The sequence below is a fragment of the Catenulispora sp. GP43 genome, from assembly GCF_041260665.1.
Lineage (GTDB): Bacteria > Actinomycetota > Actinomycetes > Streptomycetales > Catenulisporaceae > Catenulispora.
The window spans coordinates 623690-647389 of the sequence record NZ_JBGCCT010000001.1 but is presented as its reverse complement, the minus strand read 5'-3'; the positions used below and the strand labels follow the sequence as shown (position 1 = coordinate 647389).

Genomic DNA, 23700 nt, shown 5'->3' with positions numbered 1-23700 from the left:
CGGAAGTCCCCCTTTTCAGGGGCGGCGCCTCACCGCCCCTGCATGGCCAGCAACGTCACAAGATCGTAGGCCACGTGCGCGGCGGCGATCGAGGTGATCTCGGCGTGGTCGTAGGCCGGGGCGACCTCGACCACGTCCGCGCCGACCAGGTTCAGGCCGTCCAGGCCGCGCAGGATCTCCAGCAGTTCACGGCTGGTCATGCCGCCGGCCTCGGGGGTGCCGGTGCCGGGGGCGTGCGCGGGGTCCAGGACGTCGATGTCGATCGAGACGTACAGCGGCCGGTCGCCGATCCGCTCGCGCAGCGCCTGGACCGCCGCGTCCACGCCTTGGCGCATCACGTCCGCGGAGGTCACGATGCCGAAGCCCATGCGCTGGTCGTCGGTGAGGTCCTGCTTGCTGTACAGCGGGCCGCGGGTGCCGACGTGCGCCACCGCCGAGGAGTCGAGGATGCCCTCCTCGAACGCGCGGCGGAACGGCGTGCCGTGGGTGTACGGCGCTCCGAAGTACGTGTCCCAGGTGTCCAGGTGCGCGTCGAAGTGCAGCAGCGCCACCGGTCCGTGCTTGCGGGCCATCGTGCGCAGCAGCGGCAGCGCGATGGTGTGGTCGCCGCCGATGGTGACCAGCTTGGACCCGGCCCCGACCAGTTCGCCGGAGTGCTCCTCGATCTGCTCCAGCGCCTGGTCCAGCAGATAGGGGTTGATGGCGATGTCGCCGGCGTCGGCGACCTGGACCGCCTCGAACGGCGAGAAGTCCAGGCCCGGGTGGTAGGGCCGCAGCAGCCGCGAGGCCTCGCGCACCGCCGCCGGCGCGAAGCGGGCGCCGGGGCGGTAGGAGACGCCGGAGTCGAAGGGCGCGCCCAGGACCGCGACGTCGGCCTTCTCGCCGGCCGGGAGCTGGTCCAGGCGCGGCAGCCGCGCGAAGGTCGCGAAGCCCGCGAAGCGCGGGGTCTTCGAGGAGTCGACCGGCCCGATCGGGGCCGGGCGTGCGGAACTGCCGCTTTCAGTGCTCGCCATTGAGCTGTTCTCCTAGCTGAGTGGTGCGGTGGTGCCTGATACTTCGCGGTCAGCCGCGCGCTTCGGCGCGCCGACGGTTGACCTCGTACAACGCGATTCCGGCGGCGACGCCGGCGTTCAGCGACTCGGTCGAGGAGGCGATCGGGATCGAGACGGTGACGTCGCAGAGCTCGGACACCAGCCGCGACATGCCCTTGCCCTCGGAGCCGACGACCAGGCACAGCGGCTCGGTGGCGATCTCCAGCTCGTGCAGCGGCACCGCGCCGTCGGCGGCCAGCCCGGCGATCATCACGCCCTGCTTCTTGTACGCCTCCAGCGCGCGGGTCAGGTTCCCGGCACGGGCCACCGGCAGCCGGGCCCCGGCGCCGGCCGCGGCCTTGAACGCGCCGGCCGTCATGCCCGCCGCGCGGCGCTCCGGCACGATCACGCCGTGCCCGCCGAAGGCCGCGACGGACCGCATCACGGCGCCGAGGTTGCGCGGGTCGGTGACGCCGTCCAGCGCAGCGAACAGCGGGGTGTCGCCGTTGGCGAACACCTCCTCCAGGAGGTCGTCCGGGTGCGCGTACTCATAGGGCGGCATGACCAGCATCACGCCCTGGTGCAGGGTGCCGTTGGTCATCCGGTCCAGCTCGTGGCGCGGGGCCTCCAGCAGCGGCACGCCCTGCTCCATCGCGAGCTTCATGGACTCGCGGACCCGGTCGTCGCTGTCGATGTACTGCGCGACGTACAGGGCCTTGGCCGGAACCTGCGCCCGCAGCGCCTCGACCACGGAGTTGCGGCCGGCCACCTGCTCGGCGTCGCCCTTGCCGGGGGTGCGCCGGGTCGGACGGGCCGTGCTGCGCGTACCGGCGCCCGAGCGGGGGCTCGCGGCGGTGGCGCGCTTGGCCGCCGACTTCGCCCGCCGGGCCGCCGGATGCCCGGTGCGCTCCTCGGCCTTCGGCGTCGGGCCGCGGCCCTCCAGGCCCTGGCGGCGCTGGCCGCCGGAGCCCTTCTGCGCGCCCTTCCGGGAGCTCGACGCGCCCGGCTTGTTCGCCCGGCCGCCGGTGCCGCCGCCTTTGCTCGCCATGATGTCTTTCCTTTGTGAATTCTGCTCAGAGGCCGTGCCTCCGCTCCACGCTACCTGCGGCGCGGCGGGGGCACGGTGGGGAGGGCCCGGTCGGGCGACCGCCCCGGTGTCAGGCGATGGTCCAGCGTGGACCGCTCGGGGTGTCCTCGACGGTGATGCCGGCCCGGGCCAGCTGGTCGCGGATGGCGTCGGAGGCGGCGTAGTCCTTGCGCTCGCGCGCCGCCTGCCGCTGCTCCAGCGCCACCTTGACCAGGCTGTCGACGGCCGGCCGCAGGTCGGTGGCCGAGCCCGGGGCACCCGCGGCCCCGGCCCACTGCGCGTCCAGCGGGTTCAGGCCGAGGATGTCCAGCATCTTCAGCACCGAGGCCAGGTGCGAGGCCACGCCTTCCTTGTCGCCGGCGGCCAGGGCGGTGTTGCCCTCGCGGACGGTGTTGTACAGGACGGCCACCGCGCCCGGGACGCCGAAGTCGTCGTCCATGGACTCCGCGAACGCCGCCGGGACCTCGGCCGCGGACTCGGTCGGGCCGACCGTCTCCAGGGCCCGGGTGACGAAGCCCTCGATGCGCGAGTACGCGGTGTCGGCATCGCGCAGCGAGTCCTCCGTGTACTCGATCATCGAGCGGTAGTGCGGGGTGCCGAGGTAGTAGCGCAGGACCACCGGCCGGTACTGCTTGGCCAGTTCCGTGACCAGGACCGAGTTGCCCAGCGACTTGGACATCTTCTCGTTCTTGAGGGTGACCCAGCCGTTGTGCATCCAGTAGTTGGTGAACTTGTCGCCGAACGCGTGCGACTGCGCCTGCTCGTTCTCGTGGTGCGGGAAGATCAGGTCGACGCCGCCGCCGTGGATGTCGAAGTTCGTGCCCAGATAGCGGTGCGCCATCGCGGAGCACTCCAGGTGCCAGCCCGGACGCCCCGGACCCCACGGCGTGTCCCAAAAGGGCTCGCCCGGCTTCGACGCCTTCCAGAGCGTGAAGTCGTGCGGGTCCTCCTTGTGTGTGGTCGGGGCCACGTCGTCGAGCGGCTGCTCCTCCAGGTCGTCCACGCTGAAGTGGGCCAGCGCGCCGTACTCGGGGAAGGAGCGCACGCGGAAGTAGACGTCGCCGCCGGCCGCGTAGGCGTGGCCGTCGTCGATGAGCTTGCGCATCATCGCGATCATCTCCGGGATGTGCCCGGTCGCGCGCGGCTCGACGGAGGGGTCCTCGCAGCCCAGCAGCCGGTAGGCGTCCTGGAACGCGTACTCGTTGGCCTGCGCGACCCGCCAGGTCTCCACACCCTGCTCGGCGGCCTTGCGGATGATCTTGTCGTCGATGTCGGTGACGTTGCGCACGAAGGTGACGTCGTAGCCGCGGTACTCGAACCAGCGGCGGACGATGTCGAAGGAGAGCTGCGACCGGACGTGGCCGATGTGCGGCGGGGCCTGGACGGTCGCGCCACACAGGTAGATCGAGACTTTGCCTGGGGTGACGGGTACGAACTCGCGCGTCGCTCGCGCGGCGGTGTCATACAGGCGGAGAGTCATTCCCCAAGGATACCGGGGGGTGGAAGGCGAAATTGTCTTCAGTTGCCATGTGCTCTCATAGGGTGGTGACGCGTGCGAACCGGGCTCCGCTGAAGTTGCTCCTGATATTGGGGGCGCTTTCCATGTTCGGGCCGTTGTCGCTCGACATGTATCTGCCTGCGCTGCCGGATCTGGCGCATTCCTTCCGAACGCCCGAGGCGAACGTCCAGCTGACGCTGACCGCGTGCATGATCGGGTTGGCGGTCGGCCAGCTGGTGGCCGGTCCGATGTCGGATGCGTGGGGGCGCAAGAAGCCGCTGGCCATTGGGCTGATCGCCTATGCGGCCACCTCGCTGTTCTGCGCCGTGGCCCCCGACGTGTACTCGCTCACCGCCGCCCGGCTGCTCCAGGGACTCGCGGGGGCCGCGGGGCTGGTGATCTCGCGGGCGATGGTGCGCGACCTGTACGAGGGGGACGCGCTCACCAAGTTCTTCGCGACGCTGATGCTGGTGAACGGGCTGGCGCCGATCCTGGCCCCGGTCATCGGCGGGCAGCTGACCCGGTTCATGAGCTGGCGCGGGGTGTTCGTGGTGCTGGCCGCGATCGGCGTGGCGCTGCTGGCCGCGGCGGTGCTCGGGCTGAAGGAGACGCTGCCGCCGCGAGCGCGGGGGACCTCCGGCGGGGGACTGCCGGCGACGCTGCGGACCTTCCGGGTCCTGATGCGCGACCGCCGCTTCATGGGCTACATCCTGACCGGCGGCTTCGCGTTCGCGGCGATGTTCGCCTACATCTCCGGCTCGCCGTTCGTGCTGGAGAACATCCACGGCCTGAGCAAGCAGCAGTTCAGCTTCGCGTTCGGGACCAACGCCCTCGGCATCATGATCGCCGGCCAGTTCAGCGGCCGGCTCGTGGGGCGCGTGGCGCCGAGCCGCCTGCTCGGCGCGGGGCTGGTGATGTCGTTCGGCGGCAGCACGATCCTGCTGGCGGCCACCGCGCTCTTCGGGGGCGACCTGACCGGGACCCTGGTCGGGCTGTTCCTGATGGTCTCGTCGATCGGCGTGATCATGCCTCAGGTGACGGCGCTGGCGCTGTCGGGGTACGAGCCCGCGGTGGCCGGTGCGGCCTCGGCGCTGATCGGGACCGGGCAGTTCCTGTTCGGGGCGATCTTCGCTCCGCTGACCGGCCTGGGGAGCAAGACGAGCGGGATGCCGATGGCGGTGGTGATCTTCGGGCTGAGTGCCGCGGCGGTGCTGATGCGCGCGCTGCTGGTGCGGAGCCCGAGGATCGAGAGCGAGCCGGTCGCCGAGCCCGCGGTGGCTTGAGGCCGTGGCTGCTACTCCGCCGTCCGCACCGTCCCGCCGCCCCGGCGCACCGGATTCAGCTCCGGCGCCTTCCGGTGCAGCGTCAGCCGTCCCACCAGGTGGCTGATCAGCCCGACCATCAGCGTCGAGCCGCCCTGCACATGGCCCAGCGAGCTGCCGGTGATCATGAAGACGTGGGCCGCGATCGTCATCACCAGCGCGACCCGGGTCTTCGTGTCCTGCCACAGGTACTCGACCAGGTAGCGCCACAGGTCGCGGCCGGCTTTGCGGGCCGGGCCGATCAGGCAGGCCGCGAGGACCGCGATGACCGCCAGCGGGATCAGGAACCTGATGTCGAAGCCGGGGATGGCGATGCCGCCGAAGGCGACCAGCCAGCCCGCCGCCGCACTGAACTCCATCGAGCGGAGCACCAGGTTGCCGACGTGCGCCAGGCTGTCGTCGTCGGGGCCCGGGCGGGAGGCCAGGACCGCCTCCAGATCGGCGACCAGCGCGACCGACTCCGGGGCCTGTTCGTGCTCCTCGGAGGCCTTGGCGACCGCCTCCTCGATCTCCTTGGCCTCGGAGGCCGATTCCGGGTCCAGGACCGCGGCCATCTCCGACGCCCGGCGGGCCTCGGCCGCGGCCTGCGACAGGTCGCCGCTGGCTTCCAGGGCGGCGGCCAGGCTCGCGCGGCTCTGCCAGACCTGCGGGCCGAGGCGGACCGCCTGTTCGGCGGCGGCGACCGCCTCGTCGAGGCGGGCCAGCAGGCGCAGGGCCGAAGCCCGCAGGCGATAGCCCCATTCGTCGTCGGGGGCGAAGGTGACGACCCAGTCCGCGGCGCGCAGTGCCTTCTCGCCGTCGCCGGTCTCCAGGTACACCGCGGCCAGGGCGCGCCAGACGCGGACGTCCTGGGCGCCGGCCACGATCAGTTCGTTGAGGACGTCCAGGGCCTGCTGGCGGCGGCCGAGTTCGGCCAGGGCCTCGGCGCGGGCGATGTGGCGCGCTATCTGCTCCGGGCCGAGCGCCGCCGGTTCCGATGTCATCACAGGGACTGGTGGGGCGGGTTCCGGCGGAGCCGAAAGGGGAACGTACTTCACGACCATGGTTCGTTCGAGATCGTCGGCCTCGGCCGGGTCGTCCTCGCCCGTCCCGGCGACCGCCTCCCCGGCCGCGCTGACGGCTGCCCGGACCTCGGCCTTGATGGCGGCGTCCATCGTCGCCGCCGGGTGCCAGACCCGCTGTTCGCCCGCATCGCCGGACTCGACGGACATCCCCCCCACCCCCTCCGCCGGGCGCGCCGCCCGGCAACAGAGGCCTGGTATACCCCACCGGCGCGCCGGGATGCCAGACCCACGCCTGGTATGCGGGCCGGACATGGGATGATCGGAACCAGACAGGGAAGGACGCCCGAGGTGACAGTGGCACTGCCTGAACGAGCCGAGCGCACGCCCCGCCCCGGCGCCTCGCGCCACGACGTCGTCGTGGTCGGCGGCGGCCACAACGCGCTGGTGGCCGCGGCCTACCTGGCGCGCGCCGGCCTGCACGTCACCCTGCTGGAGCGCCTGGACTCCGTGGGCGGCGCCGCGGTCAGCGCCTCACCGTTCGCCGGGGTCGACGCCCGCCTGTCGCGCTACTCCTACCTGGTGTCGCTGCTGCCCTACACGATCGTGCGCAACCTGGAGCTGGTCATCGAGCTGCGCAGCCGCCCGGTCTCCTCCTACACGCCGGTGCGCCGCGCCGGCCGGGATACCGGCCTGCTGGTCGAGCGCCGCCCCGGGGCCGCCACCGAGGACAGCTTCCGCCGCCTGACCGGAGGCGAGGCCGAGTACCGGGCCTGGACCAAGTTCTACGAGCAGCTCGGCAAGTTGGCCCGGGCGCTGGCCCCCACGCTGCTGAACCCGCTGCTGGGCCGCGGGCAGCTGGAGGCGCTGGCCCGCGAGGAGGGCGCCGGGCAGGCCTGGGAGTGGGTGTTCGAGCAGCCGATCGGCGCGGCCGTGGAGCGCTTCTTCGGCGACGACCTGGTGCGCGGCGTGGTCCTCACCGACGCCCTGATCGGCACCGACAGCTGGGCCGGGGACACCGGCCTGAAGCAGAACCGGTGCTTCCTGTACCACGTCATGGGCAACGGCAGCGGCGAGTGGCGGGTCCCCATCGGCGGCATGGGCAGCGTCACCGACGCGCTGCACCGGTCGGCCGTGGACGCCGGCGCGCGGATCCTCACCGGGGTTGAGGTCACGCACATCGACCCGGACGCCGGCGGCGGCCGCGCCGAGGTCACCTACCGCGACCGCGACGGTGCCGAGCAGGTCGTCCAGGCCGGGTACGTGCTGGCCGGGGTGGCGCCGGCGGTCCTGACCCGGCTGCTCGGCCGCGGCGGGTCCGGGGCGACGCAGCCGCAGGGCACCCAGCTGAAGATCAACATGCTGCTGGACCATCTGCCGCGCCTGAAGTCCGGGGCCGACCCGCACGTGGCCTTCGCCGGCACCTTCCACATCGACGAGGGCGCCGCGCACCTGCGCCAGGCCTATCAGGACTCACACGCCGGCCGGCTGCCGGACCCGCTGCCCTCCGAGGTCTACTGCCACACCCTCACCGACCGCTCGATCCTGGGCAAGGACCTGCTCAAGCGGCCCGACGTGCAGACCCTGACGCTGTTCTCGCTGCACACCCTGCCCGGCGGCGCGACGAAGGAGGAGATGGTGCGGGCCGCGGTGGCCGGCCTGGACGCCTATCTGGAGGAGCCGCTGGCCGACTGCCTGGCGCTGGACGCGCAGGGCCGGCCGTGCCTGGAGGCCAAGACGACCGAGGATCTGCAGGCGGAGCTGGCGATGCCCGGCGGCCACATCTTCCACCGGGACCTGTCCTGGCCCTACGCCGAGCGCGCGGACCAGGTGGGCAAGTGGGGCGTGGAGACCGGGATCGACAACGTCCTCATCTGCGGCGCTGGCGCGCGCCGCGGAGGCGGTGTGTCCGGAATCCCCGGCCACAACGCTGCACGTGCAGTTCTCGACCGCGTCGCCGACGCGGGTCGTAGGCGCAGCAGCGGGATATGAGGTTCACGTTTCCATTCCTAGCACACGGGGTTTCGACCCCGTGCCGGGTCCGTCAATTTTGCCCCGCGATCGTGGGATGATCATCGTTTTGTCGTCCCACCGTGACCGACAGGGGGCACAGTGCGAGCGATCAGCGGGATTCGGCCGGAGCGTCGATCGGCTCACGATCGCTCGGGCCTCACCACGGCGCCGAACACGATCGCGGTCGCGATCCCGGCCAGTCCCTCGCCCTTGCCGGTGAATCCGAGCCCGTCGGTGGTCGCGGCCGCCAGCCGCACCGGGGCCCCGGCCGCCTGGCTGAGCGCCTGTTCGGACTCCGCGCGCCGCTTGCCGATCCGCGGCCGGACTCCGACCAGCTGCACCGAGACGTTCCCGATCTCGAACCCGGCCTCGCGCACCCGGCGCGCCGCCTCGCCGAGCAGCTTCAGCCCCGAGGCGCCGGCCCATTCCGGGTCGCTCGTCCCGAACTGCGCCCCGAGGTCGCCGAGCCCGGCCGCCGAGAACAGCGCGTTGCAGGCGGCGTGCGCGACCACGTCGGCGTCCGAGTGTCCGGCCAGCCCGACCTCGCCGGGCCAGTGCAGGCCGCCGATCCAGAGCTCGCGCCCTTCTTCGAAGGCGTGGACGTCGACCCCGATGCCGACCAGCGGCAGGGCGGTCACCGCCGCCTCCTGAGCACGGCCTCGGCCAGTACCAGGTCGAACGGTGTGGTGATCTTGAAGGCCTCGGCGTGCCCGGGGACCGTGCGCACCGGCAGGCCGAGCGCCTCGACCAGTCCGGCGTCGTCCGTGGCGGGGGCTGCCGGGTCGGAGGCCGCGTGCGCCTTGGTGAGTATGGCGCGGGTGAAGCCCTGGGGCGTCTGGACCGCGCGCAGTGTGGAGCGGTCCACGGTCGCGGTCACCAGATCGCCGTCCACGGCCTTGATGGTGTCGGTCACCGGCAGCACCGGGATCACCGCGCCGGCCCCGCCGCGCACCGCGGCCACCACCGCCTCGACGACGTCGACCGGGGTCAGCGCGCGGGCGGCGTCGTGGACCAGGACCACGTCGCAGTCCTCGGGCAGGGCCGCCAGCGCCAGCGCCACCGACTCCTGCCGGCTGCTCCCGCCGGCCACCACGCGGGTGTCGCCGGGCAGGTCGGCCGCCAGCCGCTGCACCTCGGCCAGGCCCTGCGGGTCCGGCGGCGCGGCCACCACGACCAGGTCCACCGAGCGCGCGGCGGCCAGCGTGCGGACCGCGTGCACCAGCAGCGGGAAACCGCCCAGCTCGCGCAGGGCCTTCGGGGCGCCGGGGCCCAGCCGCTCGCCCCGGCCGGCGGCCGGGACGATCACGGCCGCCCGGCCGGGCGCGGCCGCGGGTCCGGTCTCGGGGGCGGGATCAGTACTCATGCTCACGGCTCGGGACATTAGCGCACAACAAGCCGCCGGCCCCGACGGCTGCTGCCGCGGGGCCGGATGGCGTGCTCATGCTGAAAAGAACGATGGTGCTCACACGATTCAGGACAAGCGGTGGAGCCGAGCCTTCAGGAAGCGCTGAACCTTTAGGAAGCCAAGACCTCGTCGAGGATGGCGTCCGCCTTGTCCTCGTTCGTGGCCTCGGCCAGCGCCAGCTCGCTGACCAGGATCTGCCGTGCCTTGGCCAGCATGCGCTTCTCGCCGGCGGACAGCCCGCGGTCGCGGTCGCGGCGCCACAGGTCGCGCACCACCTCGGCCACCTTGATGACGTCGCCGGACTGGATCTTCTCGATGTTCGCCTTGTAGCGGCGCGACCAGTTGGTCGGCTCCTCGGTGTGCGGCGCGCGCAGAACGTCGAACACGCGCTCCAGGCCGCCCTGGTCGACCACGTCGCGCACGCCGACGTACTCGGCCTTCTCAGAGGGCACGCGTACGGTCAGATCACCTTGCGCCACCTTCAGCACGAGGTATTCCTTCGGCTCGCCCTTGATCACGCGGATCTCGATATCCTCGATGAGCGCGGCCCCGTGATGGGGATAGACCACGGTCTCGCCAACTTTGAACGTCATGTGATAAGTGCCCCTTCCGTGGCTCTCCAGGATACCACGTTGTACGCCCGTTCTGAAGACCGTTTGCGCAGGTCAGCGCACCCGTGGGGGCTTGACAAACCCCCCTTTGGCGTGCTCGTGCAGCTCAATCGCCATCGCAAAGCGCCCGACGATCTCCATCCGGCACGGCGGTCGATCTTGGTCGATCTCGATCGATAGCGGGGGGCGGGGGCGCGGAAAATCGGGGAATCCCAGCGGGATTACGAGCCCCATCTCTCTGGGCACAACGCTCTGCAAAGCGCACAATGACGCTACGGCTCCCGACGACGACGCGTGGGGTGGGTGCAGACACAGGTGAACAGTCCAGGTCGCGACAACGGCGATCATTCCTTCGGTTCCTTCGGCGATCCGGGCGACGACAGCGGCTTCCAGGTCGTGGTCGTCCCCGACGACATCTCCGCCCTCGACGCCGAGGTGCGGGCCTACCGGCGGGAGGTCGCGCGGGCCAAGGCCCGGGCGAGGGCCTGGTCCGTGCTGACGTGGCCCTTCCGCGCCCTGGCCGGGGTCACCCGGCGTGTCGGGCGCGCCCTGGGCTTCCTCGTCTTCTGGTGACACCCGCCGCCGCGGCGTGCCTCCGGCGCGCCGCGGCACGGTTCTGACACGGACGCGCCACGGACACGCCACGGCCCCCCGCCACGGCGGCTGCCGGCCTGCCCGCTCCCGGGCAGTAGCGAACATCACTCCGGTGGATCGGGCCCCGGGCCCGGAGCTGATCTGAGGCCCTTTTACACTGGCTGCGAGCCGCCATTTCATCGGGTGGTCGGGAAGTCGCACGAATCCGCGACCGGACCCGGCACCACCGCGATCGACAACGGCGGCGGCCCATGAGCCAGTTGGACCGTCTAGGAGCCGTTCCGCCGTGAAGAGCATGCGCATCGCCCTCGTCATCGCCGCAGTCGCCGGCACAGCAGCGGTCGCGACCGGCTGCGCCGCCGGCGGCGGCGCAGCGACCCTGCAGATCCAGCCGAACTTCGCCGCCGGTGCCAGCGGCGACCTGCAGGCCCTGGACATGGTCGTGGTCGTGGACCCGGCCACCGGCACCGCGCAGGTGACCGGCACCGTGGTCAACAACGGCGACCAGCCGGCCGAGCTGTCCGGCGTGACCGTCAACGGCAAGTCGGTGCCGGTCACCGGCGGCAGCCTGGACCTCGGCGCGCACTCGGCGCTGAACCTGGCCGCGCCGAACGGCCCGAAGATGGTGCTGAACAACTCCGGCTCGGTGCCCGGCCACAACTCGCCGGTGGCGCTGACCTTCTCCGGCGGCGCGGCGATCTCCGTGGCCGCCGAGACCGAGGCGAACACCGGGATCTACGGGCAGTTCCAGCCCTCCAGCGCGAGCTGACGGCGGGTCCGGGCGGGCCCGCCGCGCGGCGGGCTCATCCGGGTCATTAAGGCCTTCCAGGCCTTCCGGTCGTCCGGCTCATCCCACGAGGACCGCGAAGAACGCCCCGAGCAGTAGGAACGGCCCGTACGTCAGCGCCGACTTCCGGTCCATCCGGCCCATGCGCATCATGACCACGGCGAACAGCGCCGCGGAGAAGGTCCCGGCGAGCATGCCGAGCACCAGGTCCCGCCAGCCGAGGTAGCCCAGGAACAGACCGAGCACCGCGGCCAGCTTGGCGTCGCCCAGCCCCATCCCCTCGCCGTCCGGCCGGACCCAGGCCAGCCCCAGGAAGAGCCCGCCGGCCAGGGCCGCCGCAATCAGCCCCCTGAGCAGCGGGGTCATGTCACGGCCCAGATACGACGCGGTGCCCAGGCCCACGACGCCGAGTACGGCCAGCGGCGCGGTCAGCTGGTCCGGCAGCCGGCGGACCGCCAGGTCGATGAAGGCGAGCAGGACGCAGCCCAGCGCAAAGACCAGGAACGACAGGGTCACCGGGTCGTTGCCGAGTCGGTGTCCGACCACGAACCCGCCGACCGCCGCCACCGGCGCGACCAGCCACACCCGCGGCCCGAGCGGCCCCCGGCACGCGCCGCAGCGGCCCGGCCACAGGGCGAACCGGATCCAGCCGTCCGGCAGTCGGACACCGCAGTGTCCGCACCGGTGCCGCGCGGGCGTGTCGGCGTCGACCGACATCTGATACACCCCGCGTGCCAGTGCCGGCCCGCATAGCGCCCCGACCAGGGCTATCGCTATGCCGACGACCATGGAAGCCTCCTGTCCGGCCCGTCGTGGGCGGATCGTGTGCGCCGGGCGCGAACGAGGGCTCCCGATGGCCGATCCGCGCTTGTCAGGGCGGACCTTATCCCCTGCCGCCGCTGGCCGTAGACTTCCGAGTCATGCGTATGACGTTGACGGTGGTGGATCCTGTCCAGGGCTCCTGGATGGACGCACTGCTGGACGCGGACGGGGAGTCATCGATCCCGCAGGTCGCGGACCAGTTGGGTCGAATGCTGGGGACGCAGGGACCGAACCCGGGGTCGCCACCCCTCCTGTTCGTGGACGGCAATCTCGTGGACCAACGCCACTCTTTGGCCTCCTCGCCTTTGCGCGAGGGCTCAGTGGTTTCCCTCCACAACCCCTCGGGCTGTCTGCCCGCGGAACCCTATGGCACGGTCGAGGTCCGGGTCGCCGGCGGGCCCGACGCCGGCGGCGTGCACCGAATAAACCCCGGTTACGCCGATATCGGACGATCGCGGCGTAACCGAGTGAAGATCGACGACCCGGGCATACCGGACTTCGCGCTGCGTGTCAGCCTGGATGTCCGAGGTGTGATCCGCGTGGCCCCGTACGAGGGCGTGGCCGCGGCCCTGGAGAAGCAGCCACTGGTCGGGGAGGCCGAGTGGAAGCCGGGGATGCAGGTCGTGATCGGCACGACGATCCTCGAGGTCGGCTACTTCACGCCGCCGGACGCCGCGCTGACCCCGTCGGAGGACGGCGCGTTCCTGGACTACAACCGGCCCCCGCGCATCCTGCCGCCGGAGCGCCAGACCCGGTTCAAGCTGCCGAACCCGGTCAAGGACGACCACAAGCGGCCGTTCCCGATCGTGATGCTGGTCCTGCCGGTGATGGGCGCGGTCCTGATGGCCGTGATGATGAACCGGCCGCAGTACCTGATGATGGCGGCGATGTCGCCGATGATGATGCTGGGCAACTTCTGGCAGGAGAAGAAGACCGGCAAGAAGACCTTCACGCAGCAGGTCGCCGAGTACGAGGCGAAGAAGGCCCGCATCGAGCAGGACGCCCGCGAGGCGCTGTCGCTGGAGCGCAACGCCCGGCGCCAGGAGAGCCCGGACCCGGCGACGCTGCTGGACATCGGCATCGGCCCGCGCCAGCGGCTGTGGGAGCGCCGCCGCCGCGACGCCGACCACCTGCTGCTCCGGGTCGGCACCCTGGACCAGGACTCCGAGGTCGTGCTGGAGGACCCGGAGCAGGACGAGCACCGGCGCAACGTCGCCTGGACCGTCCCCGAGGCCCCGGTGACCATCCCGTTCAAGGACCGCGGCGTGATCGGCGTGGCCGGCCCGGCCGGCACCCCGCGCGCCCTGGCCCGCTGGCTGGTGGCCCAGACCGCGGCCCTGTCCAGCCCGGACGACGTGCAGTTCGTGCTGCTCACCGACTCCCACGCCCAGCAGGACTGGGAGTGGATGCGCTGGCTGCCGCACCTGCGGCCCAGTTCCGGCCAGAACGCCAGTGCCCTGATCGGCACCGACGCCGAGTCGGTCGCGCAGCGCATCGCCGAACTGTCGCAGCAGCTGAGCTTCCGGATGAAGGAGCACATGGCCAGCGGCGGCGAGAACGTCGCGTTCAAGGACCCGGACATCGTGGTGATCCTGGACGGCTCGCGCCGGCTGCGCTCCATGCCCGGCATGATCCAGGTCCTGCAGCAGGGCCCGATGGTCGGCATCCGCTCCATCTGCCTGGACGGCGAGGACCGCTTCCTGCCCGGCGAGTGCCAGGCCATCGTGGTCGTGGAGCCGCAGGGCCTGCGGGTGCAGCAGGTCGGCAGCGACATGCTGCGCGGCGTGCGGCCGGACGCGGTGTCCCCGGTGTGGTGCCAGCGCCTGGTGCGCGGCCTGGCCGCGGTGCGCGACGTCTCCGGCAACGAGGAGGCCAGCGGCATCCCGAACTCGGCGCGCCTGCTGGACGTGCTGGGCCTGGAGCCGCCGACCAGCCAGGCCATCGCCGCGCGCTGGACCATGGGCGGCGAGACGACCATGGCGATGCTGGGTGAGTCCTTCGACGGCCCGTTCGGCATCGACATCCGCCGCGACGGCCCGCACGGCCTGATCGCCGGTACCACCGGTGCCGGTAAGTCCGAGCTGCTGCAGACGATCGTGGCCTCGCTGGCGGTGGCCAACAAGCCGACCGCCATGACCTTCGTCCTCGTGGACTACAAGGGCGGTTCGGCGTTCAAGGACTGTGTCCAGCTGCCGCACACCGTCGGCATGGTCACCGACCTGGACAACCACCTGGTGGAGCGGGCCCTGGAGTCCCTGGGCGCGGAGCTGAAGCGCCGGGAGCACATCCTGGCCGAGGCCGGCGCCAAGGACATCGAGGACTACGGCGACATCCGGAAGAAGAACACGCACCTGTCGCCGATGCCGCGGCTGCTCATCGTCATCGACGAGTTCGCCTCGATGGTGCGCGAGCTGCCGGACTTCGTCACCGGCCTGGTGAACATCGCCCAGCGTGGCCGCTCGCTCGGTATCCACCTGCTGCTGGCCACCCAGCGTCCCTCCGGTGTGGTCTCGCCGGAGATCCGGGCCAACACCAACCTGCGCATCGCGCTGCGCGTCACCGACGGCAACGAGTCCACGGACGTGATCGACGACCCGTCGGCCGGCTTCATCTCCAAGTCCACGCCCGGCCGCGCCTACGTGCGGCTCGGCGCCAACTCGCTGGTGCCCTTCCAGGCCGGCCGGGTCGGCGGGCGGCGCCCCGGCGCGAACGTGGTGTCGCAGTCCTCGGTGTGGAGCACCCGGCTGGACTGGCCGGCGCTGGCCGCCGCCCCGCCGAAGAAGCCCGAGGGCCCCAAGGTCGAGGACGACGCGGAGATCACGGACCTGAAGGTGCTGGTCGACGCGATCCGCGAGGCGAACGCGGCGATGCAGATCCCGCCGCAGCACTCGCCGTGGCTGCCTGCGTTGCAGGACACGGTGCTGCTGTCGGACGTGCCCCCGGTGCGCCGGCACGGCGGCCACGACCTGGCGCCGGTGCCGTGGGGCATCGACGACCTGCCGGCGCTGCAGGCGCGGCGCGCGGCGGTGCTGGACTTCGCCTCGCTGGGCCACATGCTCGTGGCCGGCGCGCCTCGTTCGGGCCGCTCGCAGCTGCTGCGCACGATGGCCGGCGCGATCGCGCTCACCCAGTCCACGGCCGACGTCCACATCTACGGCATCGACTGCGGCTCCGGCGCCCTGCTCCCGCTGACCGCGCTGCCGCACTGCGGCGCGGTGGTGCAGCGGCAGCAGGCCGAGCGGGCCACCCGGCTGATCAACCGGCTGATGCAGGAGATCACCGACCGCCAGGAGAAGCTGGCCTCGCAGGGCTACGCGGGCATCGTCGAGCAGCGCATGTCGGTGCCGGCGGACCAGAGGCTGCCGCACATCATCGTGTTCCTGGACCGCTGGGACGGCTTCCTGGGCTCGCTCGGCGAGATCGACGGCGGGGTGCTGACCGACCAGATCATGAAGATCATGCGTGAGGGCCAGGGCGCCGGCGTGCACGTCATCGCCACCGGCGACCGCCTGGTGCTCTCCGGCCGGGTGGCCTCGCTGACCGAGGACAAGATGTCCTTCCGGCTCCCGGACAAGTCCGACTTCGGCCTCATCGGCCTGCACCCGCGCAAGATCCCGGACGAGATCGCCACCGGCCGCGCCTTCCGCTCGGAGTCCGGCCTGGAGACCCAGGTCGCGCTGCTGACGCCGGACGGCTCCGGCCAGGCGCAGGCCGCGGCCCTGGCGGCGATCGCCGAGCAGGCCCGGGCCCGCGACGCGCAGATCCCGCGCGCCCGCCGCCCGTTCCGGGTCGACGTGCTGCCCAACCGCATCTCCCTGGCCGAGGCCTGGGAGCTGCGCGACGAGGCCTCGCAGGGCCGGCCGCTGTGGGCGCTGGCCGGCGTCGGCGGCGACGAGCTCATCGGCGCCGGTCCCGACCTCGGCGACGGCGTGCCGGCCTTCGTGATCGCCGGGCCGCCGAAGTCCGGCCGCTCGACGATGCTGGTGATGATGGCCCGCACCCTGGTGGTCCAGGGCTCGCAGGTGATCCTGGTGGCCCCGCGCAACTCGCCGCTGCGCAAGATGGCCGGCGAGCGCGGCGTCCTGGCCGTCTTCGAGAACTCCGACCTCGGCGAGGACGAGCTGCGCACGGCCCTGGACAGCGCGGGCGGCCACCCGGTCTGCGTCCTGATCGACGACGCGGAGATGCTGAAGGAGGCCCCGGCCGGCACCCTGCTGCGCGAAGTGATCAACCAGGGCGGCGACCGCGCCCAGGCCCTGGTCGTCGCGGGCAGCGCCGAGGACCTGAACACCGGCTTCAGCGGCTGGCACGTGGACGCCCGCCGCGGCCGGCGCGGCGCGCTCCTGTCGCCGCAGTCGCCGATGGACGGCGACCTGATCGGCGTGCGCATCAGCCGCGGCCAGGTCGGCGGCCAGATCCAGCCCGGGCGCGCGCTGCTGCACCTCGGCGACGGCGAGGTGCGGACGGTCCAGGTGCCCGCGGAGTGAGTGCGGTGACGCCGGGCCGGTAGCGGTTAGCGGTTCGGCGGTGATGATGACGACGACGGCGGTCGGGGCTGGGGCCTCGGCCGCCGTCGGTGTTGGGGGTGGTGTCGGGGGCGGCCGGCGGCGGCTTGGCCGGCTACGGCCGGGCGTTGGCCTGCGTTGGCTCGGCTGCGCTATGGCCAGCGGCGGCTTGCTGGCCAGCGCTGCCCGATCACCCCTGCCCGATCACCCTTCCCTGATCACGCGCAGGCGGGATGGCCCCAGCGGCCGCTGTCGAGCTTGGTGATCTTCTCGCCGGCGTCGTAGCCCTGGCCGCAGGAGCAGGTGCCGGCGAACTTGGCCTGGATGGTGAAGGCCTTCCTCGGCTTGGCGTCGCCACCGCCACCGCCACCGCCACCGCCACCGCCACTGCTGCTCTTGCTGCTGCTCTTGGCGCCGCCACCGCCGCTCGCCCGGCCGCTCCCGGCGGGCCGGTCCGGGGTCCCCGGCACCTGCGAGGCGTCCGACCCGGCCAGCGCCTGCTGGCTGATCGCGCTGGCGCTCGCGGCCCGGTCGGCGAGGTCGTTGTACGGGTCGCCGTTCACCTGGTGTGCCGCGACGTGCACGAACACGACGTCACGGCTCCCCAGCAGGGCGTCGATCTCCCGGATCAGGTCGGCGTTGGCCACCGGCTTCTTCCCGGCGGTCATCCACCCGTTCTTCTTCCAGGAGGGCAGCCACTTGGTCACGGCGTTGATCGTGTACTGGGAGTCCAGCCGAGCCTCCACCCGGGCCCCGACCCCGACCTCCACCAGCAGCTCCCGCAGAGCGGTCAGCTCTGCGATGTTGTTGGTCGCGTGCCCCAAAGGCCCCGACCGCCACCGCAGGACAGTCCCGTCCGCATCGGCCAGGACCCACGCCCACGCCGACGGACCGGGGTTCCCTTTGGTGGCGCCGTCACAGGCGGCGATGAGGCGATTCTGGGTGCTGGACATCCGTCAATGGTGGCAGACGGCGAAACGGACTGGGGCAACACCCGCCCGGTTGGGTACCATGGCGGCGGATCAGATCGGCGTGCCGGTCATCCGGTCCGGCCGCTGTGGCGCAATTGGCAGCGCACCTGTCTTGTAAACAGGCGGTTAGGGGTTCGAGTCCCCTCAGCGGCTCTCTTTGTACGGTGACAGTCCGGCCCGGGAAACCGGGCTACCCCGCCAGCAACCGCCCGATCCAGGCGTGCCGCGCCTCCACCGCCGCCCGGCTGACCCGCGACTCGGGCACGACCTTGTCGAAGCAGTGGAAGCCGCCGGACCAGATGTGCAGCTCCGCCGCACCGCTGGCGGCCCAGATGCGGGTGGCATAGTCGGTGATCTCGTCGCGGAGGGATTCGGCGGAGCCGGTGTCGAGGTAGGTCGGAGGCAGGCCCGACAAGTCGGTGGCGCGGGCGGGTGCGGCATACGGGGAGACGTCCGGGGCGCCGCAGGTCGAGCCGAGCAGTGCGCTCCAGCCGAAGCCGTTCGTGGTGCGGTCCCAGATGTCGATGCCTTCCATGCGGTGCATCGAGGGGCTGTCGTTGCGGTCGTCGAGCATCGGTGACATCAGGAGCTGGCCGAGCAGGCGCGGTCCGCCCTGGTCGCGGACCGTCAGGGCCAGTGCGGCGGTCAGGGCGCCGCCGGCGCTGGTGCCGGCGATGATGATGCGCTGCGGGTCGATGCCCAGGTCGGCGGCGTGGTCGGCGGTCCAGAGCAGGCCGGTGCGGAGGTCGTCGAGGGGCGCGATGTCGAGCAGGGGGTCGACGTTCGGGCGGTGGCGGTGGTCGCCGCTGAACATGCCGCCGCCGAACGAGTAGTAGATCGCCGGACGGGGCCCCGGTGCGCCGGTGGGGGTGCAGATCAGCAGCCTGACGTCGGGGTCGCCGGGCCGTCCCGGTGCCGCGTGCTCGGTCACGGTGAAGCGGGCGAAGACCTCGAGCGGGGGATGCCGGCGGCGTCGCTCTCGCGGATCTCGGGGAGGAGCTCCAGGCTCAGCGGCTCGTCGTCTTCGGCTATCGCGTTGTACGCGTCCATCAGTTCGGCGGCGATTAACGCCGCGCCTTCACTGCTGGTCCGGCCACACCGTGGCATGGATCCGGAGGTAGGGGAAGTCCGTCGAGTCCCGTCCCTGCGCGATGATGAGCACCGCCGCGTACTGGTTCCCGGGGTTCCGGGTGCTGTGGGCCACGCGGACGCAGTACACGTCGCCCGGCACGGCCGTCACGTGCGTCATGTTCTGCGCCAGTATCAACGGCGCGCACGCCCTCGGGCTCGGCGCGGCCGTCGCCGTCCACCGCGCGGCTCCCAGCCCGGCGAAGACGGTCCCGTCGAACGCGGCGCTGATGTCGGGGCGGCCGGACTGGTCCGGGCTCGGCGGGACGGTGGCCAGCGAGTACCCGAGCGCGTCGACCCGGACGTCGCCCTCCCACTGCGGGGCCGGCGCCGGGGGAGCGCCCCGGAGGGTCACCGCCTGCGCGCTGCTGGACGTCGGCGCGGGCGTGGGACCGGCCGTCGGACTCGGCGCGACCGTGTCCTGGACGCCGGCCACGGTCGTGGTCACCGCCGACGCCGGGTCGCCCTCGGGGTCGCGGCACACCAGGGCGATCATGCCGCCGACCGCGGTGAACAGGGCGACGATCCCGGCCAGGACCACCGCCGCCGCCTTGGCGTGCCTGGCGAACCGGCCGCGGTACCGGTCGCCGCCGGTCTCCGAGCCGCCCGACTCGCTCGTCACGTCCACCCCTGCGAATGAGAGCTTTGATTGTCCGTGAGGCTAGCCTTCGGGCGGCCGGTCGAACAGGTGTCGGAATCCCTCAACGGCGCGGCGGATTGGGCTGCACCGGCCGCGCGGGCGGCGGCGGGAGCGGTCCGGGCGGCGGATCCTTCGGCGGACGCTGCGGATTGGTCGCCGCGCCGGCCCCGACGCGGGCCAGCGGCAGGAAGTCCCAGGCCGCCGCCCCCGGCTCGGTCCGCACGGTGAGGAACATCTCGAACCCCTCCGGCACCCGCGACCGGTCCCCGTTCCGCAGCGGCGGCGGTTCGGTCCAGGCCGCGTTCACGAACCGCACCGGCCGGTGCCCGAAGTACTTGCGCGCCCGCGAGCAGTCCGTCCCCAGGATCGAGCGCCCCAGGCACGCCGCGCACAACAGCAGGCCGCTGTCGGGGTCGCGCCCGACCGCGTTCCCCTCGCAGCCGCAGGAATGCTGACACCGTCGCATGGTCCCTCCCGGAGTCGGCAGCGCCCTGAGCGTAAGCCCGGGCGGGCGACGTGATCAGCGCCTTCGCGGCCGAGATCACTCGGACGAGTGGCGCGGGACCAGAACGTCCGGCCTTCTGCCGGGCCTTCCGGCGCCACTGGCGTCCTCGCAGGTCAAGTGCCCGACCCCCGGGCCCGGCGCGACTGAAGTCGCAGCCACCCCCCAGCCTCGAGTCGTACGCGGCCGGCCCGGACCACCGCCAGGCGACTACCCCGGGACAAGCCCGTCGGCCGACGACCGGGACCCCCCTTGATCCCTACCGTTTTCTTGGGCCTGAAGCGCCCGCCCACCCACACGAACAGCAGCGCCCACACCACGTTTTCCGGAGGGGTTTCCATGTCCGCCACCACCCGAGCGTTGAGAGAAAGCCCCGAGTCCGTGCCGAGCGGCTACGCGGTCCTCGCGCGCGACCTCGTCAAGACCTACGGCTCCGGCGCCACCGCGGTCCGCGCCCTGGACGGCGTCACCGTCGGCTTCGGCCAGGGGGAGTTCACCGCGATCATGGGCCCGTCCGGGTCCGGCAAGTCCACGCTGATGCACTGCCTGGCGGGCCTGGACACCGCCTCGTCCGGCTCGGTGCAGATCGGCGGGGTGGAGCTGACCAAGCTGAACGACAAGGCCCTGACGCTGCTGCGCCGCCGCCGGATCGGCTTCATCTTCCAGTCCTTCAACCTGCTGCCCACGCTCACCGCCGAGCAGAACATCCTGCTGCCGCTGGACCTGGCCGGCCTGAAGCCGCCGAAGCAGTGGTGGGACCAGGTGATCGGGGTCCTGGACCTGGGCGGTCGGCTCAAGCACCGCCCCGGCGAGCTCTCCGGCGGCCAGCAGCAGCGGGTGGCCTGCGCCCGGGCGCTGATGAGCCGGCCGGAGGTGGTGTTCGCCGACGAGCCGACCGGGAACCTGGACTCCCGGTCCGGCGCCGAGGTGCTGGCGTTCCTGCGGATGAGCGTGCGCGAGCTGGGCCAGACCGTCGTGATGGTCACCCACGACACCACCGCGGCCTGCGCGGCCGACCGGGTGGTGTTCCTCGCGGACGGCATCATGCGCGGCGACGTGCTGTCCCCGACTCCGGACTCGGTGACGGCGCAGCTGCGCATGATCCGGCCGGACCGCGTCGCGGCCGGGGAGTGAGACCGCGATGCTGAAGACGGCCCTGGCCAACCTGCGGGCCCACAAAGCCCGCATGCTCCTGTCCTCGATCACCGTGCTGCTCGGCGTCGGCTTCGTCGCCGGCACCCTGATCTTCACCGACTCCATCAAGCAGTCCTTCTTCGACAGCTTCGCCCGGCAGGCCAAGAACGTCGACGCCGCCGTCACCCCGGCCGGCGGCCTGCAGGTCTCCAGCATCGAGAACCAGCAGGACAAGAAGACGGTCGACCCGGCGGCGCTGGACGCGATCCGGAACCTGCCGGACGTCGCCTCGGCCGAGGGCCGGGTCCTGGGCCCGGCGCCGGTGCTGGACAAGACCGGCAAGCTGGTCAAGGAGAACGGGGGCACCGGGGTCGGCGTCTCCTTCCCGACCGACACCAAGCTCGGCTACTTCGACTTCGCCTCCGGCCGCGCCCCGGCCGCCGCCGGCGAGGTCGCCATGGACAAGTCCACAGCCGACGACAAGCACTTCGCCGTGGGCGACCAGGTGACCGTGATCGACCACGGCGACCAGCGGGAGAGCTTCCGCCTGGTCGGCATCTTCGACACCAGCACCGACAAGACCTACGCCGGGGAATCGGTCGTCGGCTTCGACACCGCCACCGCGCTGAAGGTCACCGGCAGCGCCGGGTACGACCAGATCGCCGTGCGCGCCAAGGCCGACGTGAGCCAGGACCATCTCGTCACCGAGCTCAAGGACCTGCCGGTCCTGGACGGTAGCGGCGCCACCTTCTACACCGGCGCGCAGCTCCAGACCGAACTGGCCGACAAGGCCACCGGATACACCAGCGGCTTCGGCACGTTCCTGCTCGTCTTCGCCATCATCGCCGCGCTGGTGTCGGCGCTGGTCATCCAGAACACCTTCCAGATCCTGGTCGCGCAGCGGGCCCGCGAGCTGGCGCTGTTGCGCTGCGTCGGGGCCACCCGCCGCCAAGTGTTCGGCAGCACCCTCATCGAGGCCTTCGTCTTCGGCGCGCTGGCGTCCACCGCCGGCTTCTTCGCCGGCATCGGGCTGTCCAAGGGCCTGTCCGCGCTGCTCAACGCGGCCGGGATGAACACGCCGACGGACCACCTGGTCGTCAACCCGAGCGCGGCGCTGTACTCGATCGGCCTGGGCCTGCTGCTCACCGTCGGGTCGGCGGTGCTGCCGGCCCGCGCCGCCACCCGCGTGGCGCCGGTGCAGGCGCTGTCGGCGCAGCTCGGGGAGACCCGGGTGACCCGCAAGGCCGGGCGGGTCCGCGTCACCGTCGGCCTGCTGATCGCCGCCGCCGGCCTCGCCGTCGGCTACCTGGGGATGCAGAACCAGGACCGCAGCACCGGATTCATGGTCCTGACCGTCGGGGCCATGGTGACCTTCGTCGGCGTGCTGGCCCTCGGCCCGGTGATCGCCTCGCCGGTGATCCGGGTGCTGGGCTGGCTGCCCGGCAAGGCCTTCGGCCCGACGGCCCGGCTGGCCACGGCCAACGCCGGCCGCAACCCGCGCCGGGTCGCCGCCACCACCGCCGCGCTCACCATCGGCATCACGCTGGTGACGATGTTCACCGTGGTCACCGCCTCCATCAAGGCCTCGGCCACGGACTCCATCAAGCAGCACTTCCCGTTCGACTACCAGGTGGTCGCCGACCAGGACCGCGCGGTCCCGGCCGACGCCGTGGCCAAGCTCAAGGCCCTGCCGGAGCTGGGCACGGTCGCCGCCGAGTACGACGGCAAGATCACGGTCAACGGCCGCTCGGAGCACACCGGCGCGATCGACGCGGTCGGCTACGGCAAGCTGATCAACCCGATCATGAAGCAGGGCTCGATCGGCGACGTCGTCCCGGGCACCGTGGGGCTGCAGGAGAACCAGCTCGCGTCCCTGCACACGGCCGTCGGACAGACGGTCACGGCGACCGCGGCCGACGGCGGAACCGTGACGCTGAAGGTCGTGGCCACCTACGAGGACAGCGGGATCGGCATGCCCGACGTGGCGGTGTCGGTGCCGGACTTCCAGCGGCTGCAGCCGTCGAAGGGCCCGGATTCGGTCAGCATGGTGGCCAGGCCCGGCGTGTCGCCGGCCGCGTCCCGGGCCGCGATCGAGGCCGCGGTGGACGGCGACCCGCTGCTGACCGTGAACAGCGTCGCGGACTACAAGAACCAGCTGAACAGCAGCCTGAACCAGATCCTCGCGATGTTCACCGCGATGCTGGGGCTGGCGATCCTGATCGCCCTGATCGGCATCGCCAACACCCTGTCGCTGTCGGTCCTCGAGCGCACCCGCGAGAGCGCCCTGCTGCGCGCGCTGGGCCTGACCCGGCAGCAGCTGCGCCGGATGCTGATGGTCGAGGCGATGCTGATGGCGGTGCTGGGGGTCTCGCTCGGGATCGTGATGGGCGGCGGCTTCGGCTGGGCCCTGGTGCACCTGGTGGCCAAGGCCACCGGCGCCGGCGCCCTGGCGATCCCGTACACCCAGCTGCTGATCTACGTCGTGGCGGGCGCGCTGGCCGGGGTCCTGGCCGCGGTCGTGCCGGCCCGCCGGGCGGCACGGCAGACGGTCGCGAGCGCGATCACGGAGGCCTGAGAGGGGAGCCGCCCGGCTGGGGGACAGTGGGGGGAACGGGGGAACGGGTAACGGGGAACGGGGAACTGAAAAGG

Annotated in this window: 19 protein-coding genes and 1 tRNA gene; 8 read left to right on the top strand and 12 right to left on the bottom strand. The window is 72.1% G+C overall.

All coding sequences use genetic code 11. The features are described from left to right. Positions 1 to 29: 29 nt before the first annotated feature. The 3 genes from speB to cysS form a co-directional block, all read right to left on the bottom strand. Positions 30 to 1013, bottom strand: coding sequence for an agmatinase (speB, locus tag ABH926_RS02915; protein ID WP_370363660.1), 984 nt, complete (start codon positions 1011 to 1013; stop codon positions 30 to 32). Positions 1014 to 1062: 49 nt separating this feature from the next. Beyond that, positions 1063 to 2079 carry a 23S rRNA (guanosine(2251)-2'-O)-methyltransferase RlmB gene (gene rlmB / locus ABH926_RS02910; protein WP_370363659.1) on the bottom strand — a complete coding sequence of 339 codons (1017 nt, stop codon included), beginning with the start codon at positions 2077 to 2079 and terminating at the stop codon, positions 1063 to 1065. Positions 2080 to 2188: 109 nt separating this feature from the next. Further along, complete coding sequence (gene cysS, locus ABH926_RS02905) at positions 2189 to 3598, bottom strand: cysteine--tRNA ligase (protein ID WP_370363658.1); 1410 nt, start codon at positions 3596 to 3598, stop codon at positions 2189 to 2191. Between the two features lie 32 nt (positions 3599 to 3630). On the opposite strand from cysS, the gene ABH926_RS02900 reads away from it, so the two are divergent. Continuing rightward, a complete protein-coding gene (locus tag ABH926_RS02900) occupies positions 3631 to 4899 on the top strand; it encodes a multidrug effflux MFS transporter (protein ID WP_370363657.1) in 1269 nt (422 codons plus the stop codon). Positions 4900 to 4910: 11 nt separating this feature from the next. Here the strand turns inward: ABH926_RS02900 and ABH926_RS02895 are convergent, their stop codons facing one another. Beyond that, positions 4911 to 6149 (bottom strand): tetratricopeptide repeat protein, encoded by a 1239-nt coding sequence (locus ABH926_RS02895; RefSeq protein WP_370363656.1) that lies wholly within the window; start codon positions 6147 to 6149, stop codon positions 4911 to 4913. Positions 6150 to 6257: 108 nt separating this feature from the next. On the opposite strand from ABH926_RS02895, the gene ABH926_RS02890 reads away from it, so the two are divergent. Further along, positions 6258 to 7931 (top strand): phytoene desaturase family protein, encoded by a 1674-nt coding sequence (locus ABH926_RS02890; protein WP_370363655.1) that lies wholly within the window; start codon positions 6258 to 6260, stop codon positions 7929 to 7931. Positions 7932 to 8092: 161 nt separating this feature from the next. Here the strand turns inward: ABH926_RS02890 and ispF are convergent, their stop codons facing one another. The 3 genes from ispF to ABH926_RS02875 form a co-directional block, all read right to left on the bottom strand. Next, positions 8093 to 8590 carry a 2-C-methyl-D-erythritol 2,4-cyclodiphosphate synthase gene (ispF, locus tag ABH926_RS02885; protein ID WP_370363654.1) on the bottom strand — a complete coding sequence of 166 codons (498 nt, stop codon included), beginning with the start codon at positions 8588 to 8590 and terminating at the stop codon, positions 8093 to 8095. Next, positions 8587 to 9315 carry a 2-C-methyl-D-erythritol 4-phosphate cytidylyltransferase gene (ispD, locus tag ABH926_RS02880; protein ID WP_370363821.1) on the bottom strand — a complete coding sequence of 243 codons (729 nt, stop codon included), beginning with the start codon at positions 9313 to 9315 and terminating at the stop codon, positions 8587 to 8589. Before ispD ends, ispF begins: the two co-directional genes overlap by 4 nt. Positions 9316 to 9467: 152 nt before the next feature. Then, positions 9468 to 9950 (bottom strand): CarD family transcriptional regulator, encoded by a 483-nt coding sequence (locus tag ABH926_RS02875; protein WP_015796693.1) that lies wholly within the window; start codon positions 9948 to 9950, stop codon positions 9468 to 9470. 333 nt (positions 9951 to 10283) lie between these two features. Here ABH926_RS02875 and ABH926_RS02870 point away from each other — a divergent pair, with 333 nt between their 5' ends. Then, positions 10284 to 10541: a hypothetical protein gene (locus ABH926_RS02870; RefSeq protein ID WP_370363653.1), complete on the top strand. Its 258-nt coding sequence runs from the start codon at positions 10284 to 10286 to the stop codon at positions 10539 to 10541. A gap of 307 nt (positions 10542 to 10848) precedes the next feature. Further along, positions 10849 to 11331, top strand: coding sequence for a hypothetical protein (locus ABH926_RS02865; RefSeq protein WP_370363652.1), 483 nt, complete (start codon positions 10849 to 10851; stop codon positions 11329 to 11331). 78 nt (positions 11332 to 11409) lie between these two features. Here the strand turns inward: ABH926_RS02865 and ABH926_RS02860 are convergent, their stop codons facing one another. Further along, positions 11410 to 12138 carry an A24 family peptidase gene (locus ABH926_RS02860; protein ID WP_370363651.1) on the bottom strand — a complete coding sequence of 243 codons (729 nt, stop codon included), beginning with the start codon at positions 12136 to 12138 and terminating at the stop codon, positions 11410 to 11412. A 131-nt stretch (positions 12139 to 12269) separates the two neighbouring features. Here ABH926_RS02860 and ABH926_RS02855 point away from each other — a divergent pair, with 131 nt between their 5' ends. After that, on the top strand, positions 12270 to 16658 hold the full coding sequence (locus tag ABH926_RS02855) for an FtsK/SpoIIIE domain-containing protein (RefSeq protein ID WP_370363650.1): 4389 nt from the start codon (positions 12270 to 12272) through the stop codon (positions 16656 to 16658). Positions 16659 to 16894: 236 nt separating this feature from the next. On the opposite strand, the gene ABH926_RS02850 is transcribed toward ABH926_RS02855, so the two are convergent. Beyond that, on the bottom strand, positions 16895 to 17629 hold the full coding sequence (locus ABH926_RS02850) for a ribonuclease H (protein ID WP_370363649.1): 735 nt from the start codon (positions 17627 to 17629) through the stop codon (positions 16895 to 16897). Positions 17630 to 17727: 98 nt separating this feature from the next. Between ABH926_RS02850 and ABH926_RS02845 the strand changes: the two genes are divergently transcribed. Beyond that, positions 17728 to 17800, top strand: a tRNA-Thr gene (locus ABH926_RS02845). Positions 17801 to 17837: 37 nt separating this feature from the next. Here the strand turns inward: ABH926_RS02845 and ABH926_RS02840 are convergent. The 3 genes from ABH926_RS02840 to ABH926_RS02830 form a co-directional block, all read right to left on the bottom strand. Beyond that, complete coding sequence (locus ABH926_RS02840) at positions 17838 to 18578, bottom strand: alpha/beta hydrolase (RefSeq protein WP_370363648.1); 741 nt, start codon at positions 18576 to 18578, stop codon at positions 17838 to 17840. Between the two features lie 147 nt (positions 18579 to 18725). Continuing rightward, on the bottom strand, positions 18726 to 19397 hold the full coding sequence (locus tag ABH926_RS02835; RefSeq protein WP_370363647.1) for a hypothetical protein: 672 nt from the start codon (positions 19395 to 19397) through the stop codon (positions 18726 to 18728). Positions 19398 to 19476: 79 nt separating this feature from the next. After that, complete coding sequence (locus tag ABH926_RS02830; protein ID WP_370363646.1) at positions 19477 to 19881, bottom strand: hypothetical protein; 405 nt, start codon at positions 19879 to 19881, stop codon at positions 19477 to 19479. 375 nt (positions 19882 to 20256) lie between these two features. On the opposite strand from ABH926_RS02830, the gene ABH926_RS02825 reads away from it, so the two are divergent. Together ABH926_RS02825 and ABH926_RS02820 are read left to right on the top strand one after the other, a co-directional pair. Continuing rightward, a complete protein-coding gene (locus ABH926_RS02825) occupies positions 20257 to 21051 on the top strand; it encodes an ABC transporter ATP-binding protein (RefSeq protein ID WP_370363645.1) in 795 nt (264 codons plus the stop codon). Positions 21052 to 21058: 7 nt separating this feature from the next. After that, entirely contained in the window at positions 21059 to 23626 is a 2568-nt protein-coding gene (locus tag ABH926_RS02820) for an ABC transporter permease (protein ID WP_370363644.1), read from the top strand. Positions 23627 to 23700 lie beyond the last annotated feature (74 nt).